Raw genomic sequence first — 15,626 nt, forward strand, 5'->3', positions numbered from 1 at the left:
GATGGCCGCCCGCGCCGCCGGCCCGGGATCACCCGCCTCCGGGCAGCTGCCCGAGCGTCACCTGGACGGTCTTCTTGGACCCGTCCGCGCGCTGGATCTCGACCTTGACCGTGTCGCCCGGCTTCAGGTTCGCGAGCACCGAGGACAGCGCCGTCTGGTCCGGCGTCGCGGTGCCGTTCACCGACATGATCAGATCGCCGGGCACGATGCCCGCCTTGGCGGCGCCGCCGCCGCGCTCCACGTTCACCACCGCGACCGCCGAGCCCCGGCCGCTCTGCGGGTCGACGATCGTGCGGACGGTCACCCCGAGCGCCGCCCGCCCCGAGTTCGACACCTTCCCGCTCTGGATCAGCTGCGGGACGATCCGCTTCACGGTGTCGCTCGGCGTCGCGAACCCGATCCCGGCCGCCGCCGCGCCCGCCGACGGGTCCGACGCGGCGGCCGTCGGGATGCCGATGACCTGCCCGCTCAGCGTGACGAGCGCGCCGCCGCTGTTGCCCGGGTTGATCGCCGCGCTGGTCTGGATCGCGTCGGCGATCGTCGACCCCTGGAAGGCGCCCTCGCCCCGCGTGGACACCGTCCGGTGGAGCGCGGACACGATCCCGTTCGTCACGCTCCCGGCGAGGCCCAGCGGGTTCCCCATCGCGAGGACGATCTGCCCCACCCGCGCCTTGCCGGACTCGCCCCACGACGCCGGCTTGAGGTTCCCGCCGTCCGTCTTGATGACGGCCAGGTCGTCGGCCGCGAACGCGCCGACCAGGTCGGCGTCCAGCGTCGCGCCGCCGCTGGACGACGTCACCTGGATCTTCTTCGCCCCGGCGACCACGTGCGCGTTGGTGACGATGTGCCCCTGCGCGTCGTAGACGACGCCGGAACCCTCCGCCTGGTCGGTCTGGATCTTCACCACGGACGGCAGCACCGCCGTGACGACCTTCTCGTACTGCTGCTCCAGCCCCGCCGCCGAGTCGCCGACGGGCGCCGACGTCCGCGCCGCCGGTGCCGCGGCGTTCCCGGCGTCGTCGTCCCCTCCGCTGCACGCGCCGAGCGCCAGCATCCCCGCCACGGCCAGCGCGCAGGCACCGGTCTTCACGTTCCTGTCCACGCTCCACCTCCGGAGAGGACACTTCCCGCGCTGCGCGAATCAGCCGCAGAGCAAGGTCACGTTTTGCCCCGGCGTTCACAGCCGGGCGCTCAGTTCTTGGCGTTCAGTGCCCGCCCCGGGCCGGGCGGGAGCCGTACACCCGGTACGGTTCCGCGTCGTCCCACCTGACGCTCAAGCCCAGCCCGGGACGGCCGGTGTCCGGGCGGAGCGCGCCGTCCACGGGGGTGAGGTTCCCGTCGAAGAGCAGGTGCTCCACCCGGACGTGGTCGTGGAAGTACTCCAGGTGGCGGAGCCGCCGCACCGCGCAGAAGGCGTGCGCGGACACGGCGGGCGCGCAGTGCGCGGACAGGTCGATCTGGTGCGCCGCCGCCAGCCCGGCGACCTGGAGGACGCCGGTGACGCCGCCGCAGCGGGTGACATCGGCTTGCAGGCAGTCCACCGCCGGGCCCGCGAGCAGGTCCGCGAAGTCCTTCAGCACGAACCCGTACTCGCCCGCGGCGATCTCGGTCCGGCCCGGCCCCCGCTCGCGCACCAGCCGCAGCCCGGCGGTGTCGTCGGAGGGCACCGGCTCCTCGAACCACCGGACGTCCCACTCCGCGGCGAGCCGGTGCGCCCAGTACAGCGCCTCCTTGCGGGTCAGCGCCCCGTTGGCGTCCGCGAACAGCTCCGGGCCCGCGCCGATCGCCTCGCGGACCGCGGTGAGCCGCCGCGGATCGTCCTCCGGACGCCGGGACGTCTTCAGCTTCACCCTGGGGATGCCCTGCTCCACCCAGCCCCCGAGTTGGGTGGTGAGCCGGTCCAGGGAGTAGTTCGTGAACCCCCCGCTGCCGTAGACGGGCACCCGGTCGTGGAACGCGGGCAGCGCCGTGACCAGCGGAACGCCGAGCAGCCGCGCCTTCAGGTCCCACAGCGCGATGTCGACGGCGGACACCGCCATCGCGCCGGCGCCGGGGCGTCCCGCGTTGCGGATCGCGGCGGACATCCGGGCCCAGGCCGCGGGCGGATCGAGCGCGCCGGCGCCCCGGGCGGCGGGCGCCAGCTTCGACCGGACGAACTCGGCGACCGAGACGTCCCCGTAGGTGTAGCCGATCCCGGCGCACCCGCCGGCCCGCGCCTCGACGAGGACGAGGGTCGTCGAGTCCCAGCGGAGGGTGCCGTCCTCCTCCAGGCCGTCCGGGCCGTCCACCGGCACCTCGAACGCGTGGACGGCGACGTCCTCCACGACCGCGCGCCTCTGGCTGCCCACGCGCGTCCCCTACCGCTGAAGGCGGGGCCGAAACGGGCGCGCGGGCGCGGGCGGGTCAGTCCCAGGTGGCCGCCCAGGTCATCGCGTCGATCTCCCCGTCGTCGACCAGCCCGGCGCGGCGCTGCAGCGACTTGGCGACCTTGCTCGACCGCGGCCCGTACCAGCCGTCGACGCGCAGCGTGTAGCCCTTCTTGCACGCCTGCCGCTGCCACTGCTCGACGTCCATGCCGTGCATGATCGGCGTCCCCGGGCCGGCGTACTTCAGCGTCCGGCGCGGGAACGGCGGCATGCCCTTGACCAGCTGGGCGATGCTGCGCCGCGGCCTGCGGTGCTTGCCGCCGAACCCGCGCTGCGACCACGGCGCCCACTGGGCCGGCGCGGCGTACTCCGACGCCGCGCCGGCCGTCCCCATCACGTCCTGATTCATCGGAAACCCACCGTTCATCGTTCTCACTGCGGACATCAGCGCGGCGCGAGGCAGGGCGCCGGCGCCGCGGCCAGCCGGGACATCTCGACGCCGATCACGATCGCGCCGAGCAGCGCCAGCGCGACGACGCACACGATCAGGGCGAGGTCCGTCCAGACCCGCGGGCGGCCGGGGAAGGGCGGCAGCGCGGCGTCCGCCCCGAGGGAGGCGTCGGGCGGCTCCAGCCGGAGCGGGGAGGCGATCTCGGGTTCGTGCACGGTCATGGCTCACTCCATGGAGGTCGGTTCGGCCGCGCCGGAGGGAGCGGCGCGGTCAGAGGGTCGCGCCCGGTCGGAGAGCGGCTCGCCGCTGGACGGCCGCGGGAGGGACGGGCCGCGGCGGCGGGCCCTGGAAAGGCCGGCGGCCACGCCTGGGCGATGGGCGTGGCCGCCGGCGACGGCGGATCTCCTCCCCCATTCGAGACCCGCCCCCGGAGGTCGTCCCCCTACCCCCCAGCCAGGGGACGACGTGGTCGGTGGCGCCTCAGCGCAGGTCCCAGCTGTGCAGCCGGACGACGCGGCGGAGCTGCTCGGCGTGCGCGCCGGAGTGCTCGCGCGGCAGCGCGTCCCAGCGCTTGGCCAGGTCGTAGCAGGCTTCGGTCAGCGAGCGGTGTTCGGAGAGAGCGGTCTTCCCCAGCGCTTCGGCGCGGTTCTGCGCCGCCACCGCCTCGTCGCGCTGCGCCGCGATGAGGCGGACGGCCTTCTCCGCCCTGCGGAGCTGCGCCAGCGTCTCGGACGCCCGCCAGTACAGCCGGCGGCGGCGCCGGACGGCGAGGGCCAGCGCGCCCAGCAGCAGCGCCGCGACCAGGACGGCGGTCAAGGCGTGTTCTCCACTCACCCCGTCACCTCACATTCCCGCGGCGCTTCTCGCTCGTCCGCCGCGCCGCACGAGCGACACCACACCGCCGGTGCGCGGCCGCTCGGCCTGGTCGCCGGCCTCCCGGCCGGACCCGCCGAGGGCGTCGGCGGGCTCGTCGTCCGGGTCGCGCTCCGGCGCGCCGTGCTCCCGCTCGTCGGGCTCGCGCTCGTCGGCCCCGTCGGGGGGCGGCCAGGCCCGGACGGCGAGGACCTCGTCCAGCAGCGGCCACGCGACGGGGACGCCGTCCTCGTCGAGGAGGGTGAGCTGCCCCCCTTCGACGGAGCTGAGCAGGCCGACGTCGTGGGTGCCGTCGGCGTTGTCGACGCGGACCTGGCAGCCCATCAGGGACGCCAGCGCGCGGGGGACGGCGGCCGGAGCCTCCGTTTCCGGCGCGAGGCGGGGCTGCGGAGGCGCGGAGGTGCGCGCGCGCTCGTCGGCGTGCAGTGCGACGACGTGCGCGGCGGCGTAGAGGGCGCGCATGGACTCGGCCAGCTGGCCGTACTGCGCGGTGGACGCGTCCGGCGGCAGCGCCATGCGGATGCTGCCGATCGCGAGGCCGAGCCCCTCGTCCTCCCCGGCGACCTCGCGGATCTCACCGGGGGACGGGATGGGCGCGGCGCCGTGCGCGATCGTCAGGAGGAACTTCGCCTCGGCGGCCAGCCCCTGGTGCCGGTGCAGGACCTCCATGACCTGGTAGGCCGCCTTGCGGTGGTTCTCGAGCTGCTCGTGGGCCCGTTCGATGGCGACCTCGTGCTCGGCGACGAACGAGGCCAGCTCGTCGATGGTGCCCTGGCTGAGCCAGTTCATCGGTCACCTCCGGCCGGATCGGCGCCGGCGGGAGGAGAGGGCGGTGGTGCGGTGCTCATGGTGACGTTCCTTCGTGCGGGGCTGTCTTCGGGGCTCGCGGCACCCGTGGGGCTCAGTTCGCCCGGTCCCACTGCTCGGCGGGCTCGACGGGGCAGGCGCCCATGTCCTTGATCGCTTCGAGGTCCTCGTGCGCGAACCGGAACAGGCGCTTGCCGTAGCGGCGGTGCGGAATCTCACCCCGGCTCGCCGCCCGGACGAGCCAGTCACGGGTGAACGACGTGATCTCTGCGGCCTCCTGCGGCGTGTACAGGAGGCGCTCCACGGGAATCTCGCTGCCTGGAGATCTTGACATGCCCGGAAGCGTAACGCATCTCAGTGCGTCGTGCAGCATCAAGACGCGTTTTAACCATCTCATGTGGTGCTCGATGCACTGCGTTGTGCATGCAGTTGTGCATGCATCCGATGCCGACCGGCCAAAACGCGTTACGACTCGTCAAAGTCCGTTTTGCTCCGCTACACTTACGCACCGTGTCAGGCCGTCACCCCGCGACACGAGAAGGAGCCTGATCACCTTGAACGAGTTGGACGGACTCGACGAGGACATGCCCGGCCACCCGCCGGCGGCCTGGCGGCGGCTGGGGCAGATGGTCCGGCAGCGGCGGATCGAACTCGGCTTCGGCTCCCAGGCGAGCCTCGCCGCCGAGGGCGGCCCGTCGCTCTCCGTGGTCAACAAGATCGAGACCGGCCGCGGCCGGGACTACACCGACCGCGTCATCATCCCTCTGGAGGACCGGCTCGGCTGGCGGCGCGGCAGCTTCCGCTCGATCCTCGACGGCGGCGAGCCCGTGCTCGTGGACGCCGCCGCCCCCTCTCCTGCCCCCGCGGCTCCGGCGCCCGCGCCGGCCGCCGAGCATTCCCACGACGGGAACTATCCCGAGGAAGTGGTCGGCGACCCCTTCCTGCGGTTCATCTGGGACGCCCCCGAATCACTCGCCGACGACGAGGACAAATGGGCGGCAGTGACGGGCGTCCTGCTGAAGCGGCGACGACCGGTTCCCCGACCTCTCGACGAACAACAGGGTCGTCAGCGGAAAGCCGACAACATATAGTGTCGGTAACTGGGTAGCAGGCGCATCTGCTACCCAGTTTTTCTGTCTGCGCGATCGTGCTGTGCGGGGGTGCGGAACGACGCGGATGACGCGATCGGGAGACGTCATGGATTTTCCTGATGAACATCGCCTCAAAGAGACCATCGAACGTCTGACCCGCGAGAATGAGAAACTGCGCACTCAGCTTGCCGTGGCGCAGCAGTGGTACCCGCCGCTCGATCTCGAACGGGCGTTCCGTTCGGCCCGGGGGTGGCAGTGCCTCACGGTATCGCTGATGCCGGAAAAACCGACGCTCATTCTGATCAGCGGCGGCAAAGCCGGAAAGGAGGAGGAGCCCGACGCCGCCGGCGAAGTGTGGCGGCACCTGCAGACCGCCGTCCTGCCGCGTGGCCGGATCGGGCCGTTCGCGCGGGCCCGGATGCCGAGCCGGCTGCTGGGGTACCTGCGCGAGCAGAGCGGCCGGACCATCATCGTCATCAACCGCGACCTGCGCCGCGGGCAGGTCTCGCGCGCCGCCCGAATGCTCCGGGAGGGCGCCAAAAGACGCCGCCCGGCGACCCGGCTCATGGAACTGTCCGCCATTCCGCTGCTGAGCATCTGCACGCTGCTCTACGGCCATACGGCCGCGACCGCCGCCGCCGCCGGATTCTCCGGCGCGGTGCCGCCCAGCGCCGTGGAGGTGCGGGCGGAGAGCGCGTACGCGATGTCCCCGAACTTCGAACTGCTCCCGTTAACGCGACGTGACGAGTCGCCCGCGAACAGCGGGCCGCTCGACCGCCACCCTCCATGGCCGGGCGTGCCGCTCCCCTCGCACGACCTGGATTCGACGTACTGATCGACGTACTGACGAAAGTGCGTTCGAGGGTGTTCGCTTCTTCCACTCCGCGCGTTTCCGCGCGAGGCGGGCACCCTCGCCGTCCGGCACGTGCTCATTCGAAGTCGTCCGGATTGAGATCCTCGGGCCGCCCGCCGCGCCCTTCGGTGGAGTCGGGCCTGAACGGCTCCGGATGCACCTCTTCGGCCTCCGACACCTCCCGGAAACCGCCCGCCTGCGGTTCCTGAGGACGTCCCGCGTCACCGGCCCTTCCCTCCGGCGCCCGCTCGCTCATGACCGCTCCCCCCTTTCGCGATGTCCAGGCCTTTCGCGATGTCCAGGCGCCGCCCTACCCGCCCCGGGCCCCCTCACACCGCCCGCACCACCTCAGCCCCGCGCACCCTGGTGGCGGACCTGGCCCGGTCGGTCAGCCGCCTTCGCGCTCCAGGGGGCCCCAGTCGGTGTTCGCGTCGCGTTTCAGGAGGCGCTCGGCCTCGTCGAGGACGCGCCGGTCGATCAGCGCGACGGCGGCGGGACGGGCCACGACCGGCTCGTTGTCGGGGCCGCGGCCCGCCTCCTCGCCCTCCAGCACCCACGGCCGCGCGCCGCGGGCGCGGGCGCGCTCCAGGTGGGAGTAGTCGTGCAGCCGCCGCGCGACCCACAGGATCGTGGACCGGTCGCCCCACCACTCCTCGACGGCGAGCGGGTTGGCGGACAGGCCCGGCAGCTCCGCGCCGGTCAGGCCGTCCGCGCTGTGCGGGCGGGACTCGTCGGCCTCCGGGTCCGCCGACCAGCGCACGTACAGGGACGGACGGTCCTCCAGCAGCGCCGCGAGCTGCTCCAGCGTCGTGATCACGTCCAGCGCCATGAGGGCGCCCTTCCCCGTACGCGCGGCTCGACTCTCCCTTTCGCCGGGGTCACTCGGCGGCGGTCGGCCCCGCCTCGGCCTGCGCACGGGCCTCGATGAGCTCCTGCTCGGCGCGGGTGTGGCCCTCGACGATGATCTGGACGACCTCCTCCGGGTCGTCGGTGAGGTGGATCAGGTCGATGTCCTGCGGGGAGATCTTGCCGCTGGGCAGCATCGCCTGCTTCACCCAGTCGAGGAGGCCGCCCCAGAACTGGGTCCCGACCAGCACGATCGGGAAGCGGGTGATCTTCTTGGTCTGGACGAGGGTGATCGCCTCGAACAGCTCGTCCAGGGTGCCGAAGCCGCCCGGCAGCACCACGAACGCCTGCGAGTACTTCACGAACATCGTCTTGCGGACGAAGAAGTAGCGGAACTCCAGGCCGATGTCGAGGTGGTCGTTGAGCCGCTGCTCGAACGGCAGCTCGATGCCGAGCCCGACGGACAGGCCGCCGCGCTCGTCGCAGCCCTTGTTCGCGGCCTCCATGATCCCGGGGCCGCCGCCGGTGATGACGGCGTAGCCCGCCTCGTGCAGCCGGCCGCCGATGTCGGCGGCGAGCTCGTACTCCGGCGAGTCCGGCTTGGTGCGGGCGCTGCCGAACACGCTGACCGCCTTCGGCAGCTCGGCGAGCAGCCCGAAGCCCTCGACGAACTCCGCCTGGATGCGCAGCACGCGCCACGGGTCGGCGTGCACCCAGTCGGCGGGGCCGCGGCTGTCGAGCAGCCGCTGGTCGGTGGTCGTCTTCGGGACCGCCCGCCCGCGCAGCATGGCCGGCCCCTGGCGTCGCGAGGGGGAATTCGCATTGAGAGTCATGGAGCCACGTTAGTGCGACCGGCCAGCCACGTGCGCATACGTTGCTCACACTCGGCGATGAGAGGCAACTCGACGTACTCGTCCCTGGTGTGGGCGAGGGTGGGTTCGCCGGGCCCGTAGTTGACGGCCGGGACGCCGAGCTCGGCGAACCGGGCGACGTCCGTCCAGCCGAGCTTCGCGCGGACCTCGGCGCCGCTGGCCTCGACGAACGCGGCGGCGGCCGGGTGCGTCAGCCCGGGGCGGGCGGCGGACGCGGCGTCGGTGACCGTCACCTCGAAGCCCGCGAAGAGCTCCCGCAGGTACGCCTCCGCCTCGGCCACCGACTTGTCGGGGGCGAACCGGTAGTTCACCGTGACGACGCACTCGTCCGGGATGACGTTGCCGGCGACGCCGCCGGAGATGAACACGGCGTTCAGGCCCTCGCGGTATTCGAGGCCGTCCACAACCGGACGCGGCGGTTCGTAGGCGCGCAGCACGTCGAGGATCCGCCCGGCCGAGTGGATGGCGTTCGACCCCATCCAGGCGCGCGCGCTGTGCGCCCGCTCCCCCCGCGCCGTGACCTCGACCCGCATGGTCCCCTGGCAGCCGCCCTCGATCTGGCCGCCCGTCGGCTCCATCAGCACCGCGAAGTCGCCCGCGAGCAGTTCGGGACGCTCCGCCGCCAGCTTGCGCAGCCCGTTGCGCTCGGCCTCGATCTCCTCGCACTCGTAGAAGACGTAGCTGACGTCGCGGTTCGGCTCGGGGACGGTCGCGGCGAGCCGCAGCGCGACCGCGACGCCGCTCTTCATGTCCGTGGTGCCGCACCCGTAGAGCCGGTCGCCGTCCACCCGCGACGGGAGGTTGCCGTTCAGCGGGACGGTGTCGAGGTGCCCGGCCAGCACGACCCGCTCGCCGCGTCCCAGCTCGGTACGTGCGACGACGTTGTTCCCCGACCGCTCCACCGCCAGGTGCGGGAGCGCCCGCAGCGCCTCCTCGACGGCGTCGGCGAGCGGCCCCTCACCACCGCTCACCGATTCGATGTCGACGAGCGCCGCCGTCAGTTCCGCCACGTCCGAGAAGAGATCCAGCCCCATGCCCAAGTCCTATCATCACGTTCGTGGAGATGCTGGAGTGCGCCGTCCGCTGGGCGGCCCCGGTCGACGAGCCCCCCATGCGCGCCCTGCTCGACGACCGCGAACGCGACCGCTACGACCGCTTCCTGCGCGCCGAGGACAAGGCCCGTTTCGTCACCGGCCGCTTCCTCGCCCGCACGGCCCTCGCCGAGGCGACCGGTCTGGCCCCCGAGACCATCCGCTTCACCACCGACTGCCCGCACTGCGGCGGCACGCACGGCAAGCCCCGCCTGCCCGGCAGCGACCTCGACTTCTCCCTGTCCCATTCCGGTGACCGCGTCGTGCTCGTCCTCACCGAAGGCGCCGAGGTGGGCGTGGATGTCGAACGGGAGAGCGACCGCGACATCGACCGCCTCGCCGAGATGGTCCTCGCCGCCCCCGAGCGCGCGGTGCTGGCGGCGATGGCCGACCGCAGGCGCGGCTTCCACGCCTACTGGAGCCGCAAGGAGGCCCTGCTGAAGGCGACGGGCCACGGCCTCGCCGCCCCCATGACCGACATCCACGTCTCCGGCCCCGACGACCCGCCGGAGGTGCTGGCCTGGGAGGGCGACGCGGCGGTCTCCCCCGTCCGCCTCGCCGACCTGGACCCGGGCCCCGGCTACGCCGCCTCCGCCGCCGTCCTCACCGACCGCCCCCTCAAGATCATCGAGACCCCGCCCGGCTGACGCCTACCGCACGGACACCCCGAACCCGTGGTCGGGCGCCACCGGGCACCGGAGGATCTGCAACGCGCCGCCGCCGCCGATCGATACGCGGGTCGGGTCGGCGCGGGGCGGGAACCCGCCGCCGGTATCGGCGTCCTCGGCGGGGCGCCAGTACCCGGTCTCGTCCCACTCGGCGGACGCGGCCGTCAGCAGCGGTTCCAGGTCGGCGCCGCAGTCGCAGGCCGTCGGCTCGGGGCTCGAGTCCCCCCGCGAGGCGTGCCCGCCCGCCTTCCAGCCGGCGGCGACCGCCAGAGCCGAGTACCGGTGGCCGCTCGCTTCCTCCCACTCCCTGATCCCCTCCCGCAGCCCGGCGGGCAGGGTCCGGGCGTCGGGATACTCGACGACCCTTTCCGGATGCAGAACGCACGGTTCGGGCAGGTACCCGTACTCCATGATCTCGGGCTCGGGCCGCTCGGCGAGGACGTCGGCGACGTCGGACGCCCGGCGCCAGCGCAGCACGGGCTGAGGCGCGTCCAGGGAGTCGTGGTCGCGCGGGCACCACAGGACCTGCAGGACGTCGGCCTGATCGGGCGCCGCCAGGTCGGGGACGTCCTTCGCGTAGAGCTGGGCCACGGCGAGCATCGTCGCCGGCGTGTCCGGATCGGCCTTCTCGTCCAGCCGTTCGAGGCGGTCGAGTTCGGCCTGCTCCTCGTCCGTGAACCCCCTGCCCGCCGGCGTCCGGCCCCACAGCGCCGCAAGAACGCGCCTGCGCCGCCGCTCGCCGTCCACGAGCATGGGTTCGACCGGGTCGTGCTCCTCCTCGCAGACGGGCCACGGCTCGTCCGCCGGCCACAGCAGCGGCCCGCCCACCGAACTGTCGCGGACGCCGGGTGAGCCGGGGCGGGGGTGCAGCCGGGTGGCGGTGCGGGCGAGCGGCGCGAGCTCGGGGAACACGGCCGCGATGTCCACGGGGCGCGGCGGCGTGGTGCGTGTCATGGCGCGCGAACGTAGCGCGCCCCACCGACAGCGGGGCGCGCCCTCGGCTCAGGTGTTGATGCCGTGGTCGCGGAGGATGTCGTTGAGGGACGCCTTGTCGTGGCGCTGCCCCTCCTCCAGCCGCTTGAGGATCAGCACGGCGGGGAGGCCGAAGGTGCCGCCCTTGAACTCCTTGTAGCGGGTGCCGCCCACGGCGACGCACCAGTCCGGGATGCGGCCGCGGCTGATCTCCTCGCCGGTCTCGACGTCGATCACCGGCATGGACGCCGACAGGTTCGTGCCGGAGCCGACCACGGCGCCCTTCCCGACCCGCGCGCCCTCGACGATCATCGAACGGCTGCCGATCATCGCCTCGTCCTCGATGATCACGGGCTTGGCGTTCGGGGGCTCCAGCACACCGCCGATACCGACACCGCCGGACAGGTGGACGTTCTTCCCGATCTGCGCGCAGGACCCCACGGTGGCCCAGGTGTCGACCATGGTGCCGGAGTCGACGTAGGCGCCGATGTTGGTGAACGACGGCATCAGCACGACGCCGGGCGCGAGGTGGGCGCCCCAGCGGGCGATGGCGCCGGGGACGACGCGGACGCCGTCCAGGCGGCTCTTCAGCGGGATGCGGTCGTGGTAGCGGAAGTCGCCCACCTGGGCCCGCGCCATGCCGAGCACCTTGAAGCTCAGCAGGATCGCCCGCTTGGCCCGCTCGTCGACGACCACCTCGTCGGTCGCGGGGTCGATGCGGGCGACGCGGGCCTCGCCCGTGTCGATCTGGTCGACGGCGGCCACGATGGCGGCGCGCGCGTCGGCGTCGTCCGGGGTGAGCTCGGCGCGCCGCTCCCACAGCTCGTCGATGCCGCCGGAGATCGGGCTGGTGAACGTTTCGGTCATGCCTCATGAGCTTACTGGGACCCGACTCCCGGTACCTTCTTCGCGTGGCTGTTTGGGCGAGGTTGAAGGAGCGTCCCGAGGAGGGCGCGGACGGTGGCGGGGGCCGCCGCGGCCTGCGCTGGGCCGTCGGTCTGGCCGTCGCCGTCATGGTGCTGGCCGTCGGCGGGTTCGTGCTGTTCGACCGCGCCCGCCCGTACCTGCACGGGACGGGCTGCGAGGTGCGGACGACCCAGGGCACGATGCCGCTCGACCTGGAGCAGGCCGCCAACGCCGCGACGATCTCGGCGGTGGCGTTCCGCAAGCGGCTGCCCGAACGCGCCGTGGTGATCGCGTACGCGACGGCGATCCAGGAGTCGCACATCCGGAACCTGCCGGGCGGCGACCGCGACTCGGTGGGCATGTTCCAGCAGCGCCCGTCGCAGGGCTGGGGCACCCCGGACAAGCTCCGCGACCCCGTCCAGTCCACGAGCAAGTTCTTCGACGCGCTGGTGAAGGTGAAGGACTACCTCGACCGCGACCTGCACGACGCCGCCCAGCGGGTGCAGCGCAGCGCGGACGGCACCGCCTACGCCCAGCACGAGCCGGACGGCAAGCTGCTCGCGGCGGCGTTCACCGGCCGCGAGCCCGCCACGGCGCGCTGCTGGTTCCCGCCCGACAAGAAGACCGAGTCCCGGCGCCCGGCGGCGATCCGGGAGATGCGCCGCGCCTTCGGCAGCCGCCTCAAGGTCGCCGGCCCGAGCCCGCTGACGCAGGGCGCGCCGTCCGACCCGGCCAAGTGGAACTCGGTGAAGGCATCGACCCCGCGGGAGGGCTGGGCCGTCGCGAGCTGGGCCGTCGCCCACGCGCAGGCGTACGGCCTCACCGAGGTCCGCTACGCGGGCAAGCACTGGAAGTCCGACGCCGGCCACGACGGCTGGACGGAAGACGAGGACGCCCCGAAGGACGCCGTCATCGTCCAGTGACCACGCGGTGGCTAGCTCCGCACCCCGCGCAGACGGCTCATGAGGCCACGCGCCGCCGCAAGGTCAAGGCTGAGAACCGGCCCCTCCGGGTCCTTGGAGTCACGGATGAGGACATGCCCCGACACCGTGGCGACCTCGACGCACTCACCACCCACACCATTGCTATGGGTGCTCTTGCGCCATCGCACAGCCACCTGGTTCGTCTGGGTCATAGGTAAGCCTCCTTGGCCTGGCGCATGAACTCGATGGTTTCAAGCCGACTCAGGGCGTCGCCCATCATCCTGTTGAAATATACGCTGGTCATGAAGACCTCGTCCTTGTCGTCGAGCAGTTGGCCGATGGCTCCCGACTCGATGTAGACGAGGTCCGGGTCCTTCACGAAGCTCAGCAGAATCAATCCGCCCGACAGCGCCTCTGGCGTGATCCGCTCGAACGGCATGATCAACAGCTGCACGTGGGGCAATCGCGCCATGGAGATGAGATGATCGATCTGCTTTCCCATCACCTCCGGCCCGCCCACCGGCCGCCGAAGGACTGACTCGTCCAGTATGAAGGTCGCCATCGCGGGCTTCTCACGAAAGAGCAGCCCTTGCCTCTCCATACGGCTCGTTACACGCTTGTCCAAAGTCCCCGCTGGCTCACTTGGGTCCATGATCGCCCGAGCGTAATCCTCTATCTGGAGCAAGCCCGGCAGGATTTGAGCTGCAAAGCACCGGATGCCGATGGCCTTCGGCTCGAACTGAAGGTACGCCTCGAAGCCCGGGCGTAGGACGCGGTGGCGGCCTGCGCGGCGGATGGTCTTGTACAGGCGCAGGAAGTGGCCGTCGTTCTGGTCCCAGCCGTCCGTCTTGAAGTGGGTGTCCAGGTCGAGGGCCGTCTGCTCGGAGACGGTCTTGTCAGCCTTCTCCAGTTGGCAGATCCACTGCGGCGTGCAGCCGAGCGCGGCTGCGAGCTGGTTCTGGGACAGCTTCGCGCGCTGGCGCATCCGGCGCAGCTCTTCGCCGAAGTGTATGCGCAGGGCATCGAGGTCGTGCTGGTCACTGGCCATGGCGGGGGCCTCCGGCACTCGGATGATGGGGGCGTCAGGGGGACGTCCGGTTGAGAGCACTTCATAGCCGATAGTAATCAACCAACCACACTCTGTCTCGATAATCGCACAGCGGCTGCTTCCTCGAACTGACCTGCCCGGACGGAGCCGGCGGCATCATCGATCCGAGGAGGCCCCGCACCAGCGCACCGACACAGGCTGATCGCGGGCCGCGCGGCGCGCGGGTACTCGAAAGAGCTCCGGGTAGGTCGAGGCCCCGGCTGTCGAGCGCAGGTGATCGTTTTTACTTCTCGGGCAAGCATCGCCGCCATAACCTGAGCATGCAGTTCCATCGATCCGCGCGGCGATCTCATCCGGGCCTCGCCAGAGCTACACCACAAAGCGATCCGTACTCTCGACTACCAGGACAGATGAGGATGAAATCACCTTAGCAAAAGCAGGATGCCCGAAATGCGATATATGCAAAAACCGACCGACGACGATCATGAGAGTTCGAATGAATCATGATCGCTTTTCGATTCTAGGGAGCGATGTGGCGTCCTGGCGGATATCATGGATGCATGAGTTCGAATACGGGCGATCTTGACGCCGGGTGCACCATGGAATTGGTGAACGCGGTGTCGGCGATCGCTGCTGAACTCACCTCCTGTACCGCCCCCGACTCGCCCGCCGCCTGCCTGGAGTTGGCCGAGGCGCTCGCCGCCGCCATCGATCTGCAGGAGGCCGCTCTGGCCGGACTCGTCGGCGTGGTGGACGGGGCCCGTGAGGTGCAGCGGTGGGGTTTCCCCTCCACCCGCTCCTGGCTGCGGTCCCGCATGGGCATGCGCGAATCCCGCGCCAAGGAACGCCTCACGCTGGCGCGGCAGCGGCACCGCCTGACGGAGGTCACCGAGCGGTGGACCACCGGTGAACTGTCGGCCGGGTACGCCGCGACGATCGCCGAGGCAACCGCCCGTCTGGACGAGGATGACTGTGCCGCTGCCGAGACCACCTTGCTCGGCATGGTCGACCAGGGCTTCTCGGCCGGGAAGGTCGCCAGCTTCGGTAAGCGGATCCGCGACGTCATCGCCGAACGCGACGGACGCGAACAAGCCCCCCAGGACGTGGCACGCGGATATGAGCGGTCCTGGATCGACTCCACCCGCTCCCTGGACGGCGGGCGGTACATCAAGGGCTGGTTGAACGCCGAGGACGCCGCGATCTGGGACGGCACCCTGGCACCGCTGGCCAAGCCCGCCGGAACCGACGACCACCGTGATCTGTCGGAGCGGACGGCGGCCGCGCTCACCGGTGTGCTGGCGGGTGGGCACACGGCCACCAAAGTCACCGTCATCTGCGACCTGGACACCCTCACCGGCGGCACCACCCCGGCCAGACTGACCGACGGCACCCCGATCCCGGCAGCCCAGGCTCGCAGGATCGCGCTCACGGCGGGGGTCTCGCCCCTCCTACTCGGCACCGGCAACACGCCGCTCTACCTGGGCCATCGGGTCAGGTTCGCCACCGTCCCGCAGCGCCAAGTCCTGGAAACGCTCTACGACACCTGCGCGGTACAGGGGTGCGAAGTACCGGGCACGTTGTGCGAGGTCGACCACGTCCACGGCTGGGCCCTCGGCAACAGCCCCACCGACATCGACCAACTCACCCTCACCTGCGGCTGGCACAACCGCTACAAACACACCCACCCCAACCGACTCCACATCACCAAAACACCCGACGGCCGCTACACCTACCGCCTCCACCCACCCGACACCGGAGCCCTCCACCACCGAAGACCACCACCCACATGGGCCGAAGCCGCATGAACAACAGACCGACACCCGAGCCCGCCCGCCACAGCGGCGCGGGCCCGGGCCTGG

20 protein-coding genes are annotated in these 15,626 nt (G+C 71.7%); 5 read left to right on the forward strand and 15 right to left on the reverse strand.

All coding sequences use genetic code 11. The features are described from left to right. Positions 1 to 28: 28 nt before the first annotated feature. The 7 genes from CHF16_RS08665 to CHF16_RS08695 all read right to left on the reverse strand — a co-directional run bounded on the left by CHF16_RS08665 (position 29) and on the right by CHF16_RS08695 (position 4,831). Positions 29 to 1,102, reverse strand: coding sequence for a S1C family serine protease (locus CHF16_RS08665; protein WP_245868296.1), 1,074 nt, complete (start codon positions 1,100 to 1,102; stop codon positions 29 to 31). Between the two features lie 103 nt (positions 1,103 to 1,205). Next, positions 1,206 to 2,348 carry an enolase C-terminal domain-like protein gene (locus CHF16_RS08670; protein WP_089325410.1) on the reverse strand — a complete coding sequence of 381 codons (1,143 nt, stop codon included), beginning with the start codon at positions 2,346 to 2,348 and terminating at the stop codon, positions 1,206 to 1,208. 55 nt (positions 2,349 to 2,403) lie between these two features. Continuing rightward, a complete protein-coding gene (locus tag CHF16_RS08675) occupies positions 2,404 to 2,775 on the reverse strand; it encodes a peptidoglycan-binding domain-containing protein (RefSeq protein WP_179271443.1) in 372 nt (123 codons plus the stop codon). Between the two features lie 35 nt (positions 2,776 to 2,810). After that, positions 2,811 to 3,038, reverse strand: coding sequence for a hypothetical protein (locus CHF16_RS08680; protein WP_089325412.1), 228 nt, complete (start codon positions 3,036 to 3,038; stop codon positions 2,811 to 2,813). Positions 3,039 to 3,297: 259 nt separating this feature from the next. Beyond that, positions 3,298 to 3,651 carry a hypothetical protein gene (locus CHF16_RS08685; RefSeq protein ID WP_143227916.1) on the reverse strand — a complete coding sequence of 118 codons (354 nt, stop codon included), beginning with the start codon at positions 3,649 to 3,651 and terminating at the stop codon, positions 3,298 to 3,300. 9 nt (positions 3,652 to 3,660) lie between these two features. Further along, complete coding sequence (locus CHF16_RS08690; RefSeq protein WP_089325414.1) at positions 3,661 to 4,479, reverse strand: hypothetical protein; 819 nt, start codon at positions 4,477 to 4,479, stop codon at positions 3,661 to 3,663. Between the two features lie 112 nt (positions 4,480 to 4,591). Then, entirely contained in the window at positions 4,592 to 4,831 is a 240-nt protein-coding gene (locus tag CHF16_RS08695) for a helix-turn-helix domain-containing protein (RefSeq protein ID WP_179271444.1), read from the reverse strand. Positions 4,832 to 5,051: 220 nt separating this feature from the next. On the opposite strand from CHF16_RS08695, the gene CHF16_RS08700 reads away from it, so the two are divergent. Then, a complete protein-coding gene (locus CHF16_RS08700) occupies positions 5,052 to 5,588 on the forward strand; it encodes a helix-turn-helix domain-containing protein (RefSeq protein ID WP_143227917.1) in 537 nt (178 codons plus the stop codon). A gap of 106 nt (positions 5,589 to 5,694) precedes the next feature. Then, the gene (locus CHF16_RS08705) at positions 5,695 to 6,423 is read left to right on the forward strand and encodes a hypothetical protein (protein ID WP_143227918.1); all 729 of its coding nucleotides are present in this window, start codon (positions 5,695 to 5,697) and stop codon (positions 6,421 to 6,423) included. Between the two features lie 94 nt (positions 6,424 to 6,517). Here CHF16_RS08705 and CHF16_RS39345 read toward each other — a convergent pair whose 3' ends face one another. The 4 genes from CHF16_RS39345 to dapE form a co-directional block, all read right to left on the reverse strand. After that, a complete protein-coding gene (locus tag CHF16_RS39345; RefSeq protein ID WP_143227919.1) occupies positions 6,518 to 6,697 on the reverse strand; it encodes a hypothetical protein in 180 nt (59 codons plus the stop codon). Positions 6,698 to 6,829: 132 nt separating this feature from the next. Beyond that, entirely contained in the window at positions 6,830 to 7,270 is a 441-nt protein-coding gene (locus CHF16_RS08710; RefSeq protein WP_089325418.1) for a DUF6098 family protein, read from the reverse strand. Positions 7,271 to 7,319: 49 nt separating this feature from the next. Then, the gene (locus CHF16_RS08715; RefSeq protein WP_089325419.1) at positions 7,320 to 8,120 is read right to left on the reverse strand and encodes an LOG family protein; all 801 of its coding nucleotides are present in this window, start codon (positions 8,118 to 8,120) and stop codon (positions 7,320 to 7,322) included. Next, on the reverse strand, positions 8,117 to 9,193 hold the full coding sequence (gene dapE / locus CHF16_RS08720; RefSeq protein WP_089325420.1) for a succinyl-diaminopimelate desuccinylase: 1,077 nt from the start codon (positions 9,191 to 9,193) through the stop codon (positions 8,117 to 8,119). The genes CHF16_RS08715 and dapE overlap by 4 nt, the downstream gene beginning before the upstream one ends. A gap of 29 nt (positions 9,194 to 9,222) precedes the next feature. Here dapE and CHF16_RS08725 point away from each other — a divergent pair, with 29 nt between their 5' ends. Then, complete coding sequence (locus tag CHF16_RS08725; RefSeq protein WP_245868314.1) at positions 9,223 to 9,897, forward strand: 4'-phosphopantetheinyl transferase family protein; 675 nt, start codon at positions 9,223 to 9,225, stop codon at positions 9,895 to 9,897. 3 nt (positions 9,898 to 9,900) lie between these two features. Here CHF16_RS08725 and CHF16_RS08730 read toward each other — a convergent pair whose 3' ends face one another. Continuing rightward, positions 9,901 to 10,872 carry a hypothetical protein gene (locus CHF16_RS08730; RefSeq protein WP_089325422.1) on the reverse strand — a complete coding sequence of 324 codons (972 nt, stop codon included), beginning with the start codon at positions 10,870 to 10,872 and terminating at the stop codon, positions 9,901 to 9,903. Between the two features lie 48 nt (positions 10,873 to 10,920). Further along, on the reverse strand, positions 10,921 to 11,757 hold the full coding sequence (locus tag CHF16_RS08735; RefSeq protein WP_089325423.1) for a 2,3,4,5-tetrahydropyridine-2,6-dicarboxylate N-succinyltransferase: 837 nt from the start codon (positions 11,755 to 11,757) through the stop codon (positions 10,921 to 10,923). Positions 11,758 to 11,801: 44 nt separating this feature from the next. On the opposite strand from CHF16_RS08735, the gene CHF16_RS08740 reads away from it, so the two are divergent. Next, entirely contained in the window at positions 11,802 to 12,719 is a 918-nt protein-coding gene (locus tag CHF16_RS08740) for a hypothetical protein (protein WP_245868297.1), read from the forward strand. 11 nt (positions 12,720 to 12,730) lie between these two features. On the opposite strand, the gene CHF16_RS08745 is transcribed toward CHF16_RS08740, so the two are convergent. Beyond that, positions 12,731 to 12,931 carry a DUF397 domain-containing protein gene (locus tag CHF16_RS08745; protein WP_089325424.1) on the reverse strand — a complete coding sequence of 67 codons (201 nt, stop codon included), beginning with the start codon at positions 12,929 to 12,931 and terminating at the stop codon, positions 12,731 to 12,733. Then, entirely contained in the window at positions 12,928 to 13,767 is an 840-nt protein-coding gene (locus tag CHF16_RS08750) for a helix-turn-helix domain-containing protein (RefSeq protein WP_143227920.1), read from the reverse strand. The genes CHF16_RS08745 and CHF16_RS08750 overlap by 4 nt, the downstream gene beginning before the upstream one ends. Positions 13,768 to 14,327: 560 nt before the next feature. Here CHF16_RS08750 and CHF16_RS08755 point away from each other — a divergent pair. Further along, on the forward strand, positions 14,328 to 15,572 hold the full coding sequence (locus tag CHF16_RS08755) for an HNH endonuclease signature motif containing protein (protein WP_179271445.1): 1,245 nt from the start codon (positions 14,328 to 14,330) through the stop codon (positions 15,570 to 15,572). Positions 15,573 to 15,626 lie beyond the last annotated feature (54 nt).

It is taken from the genome of Actinomadura meyerae (assembly GCF_900188445.1).
Lineage (GTDB): Bacteria > Actinomycetota > Actinomycetes > Streptosporangiales > Streptosporangiaceae > Spirillospora > Spirillospora meyerae.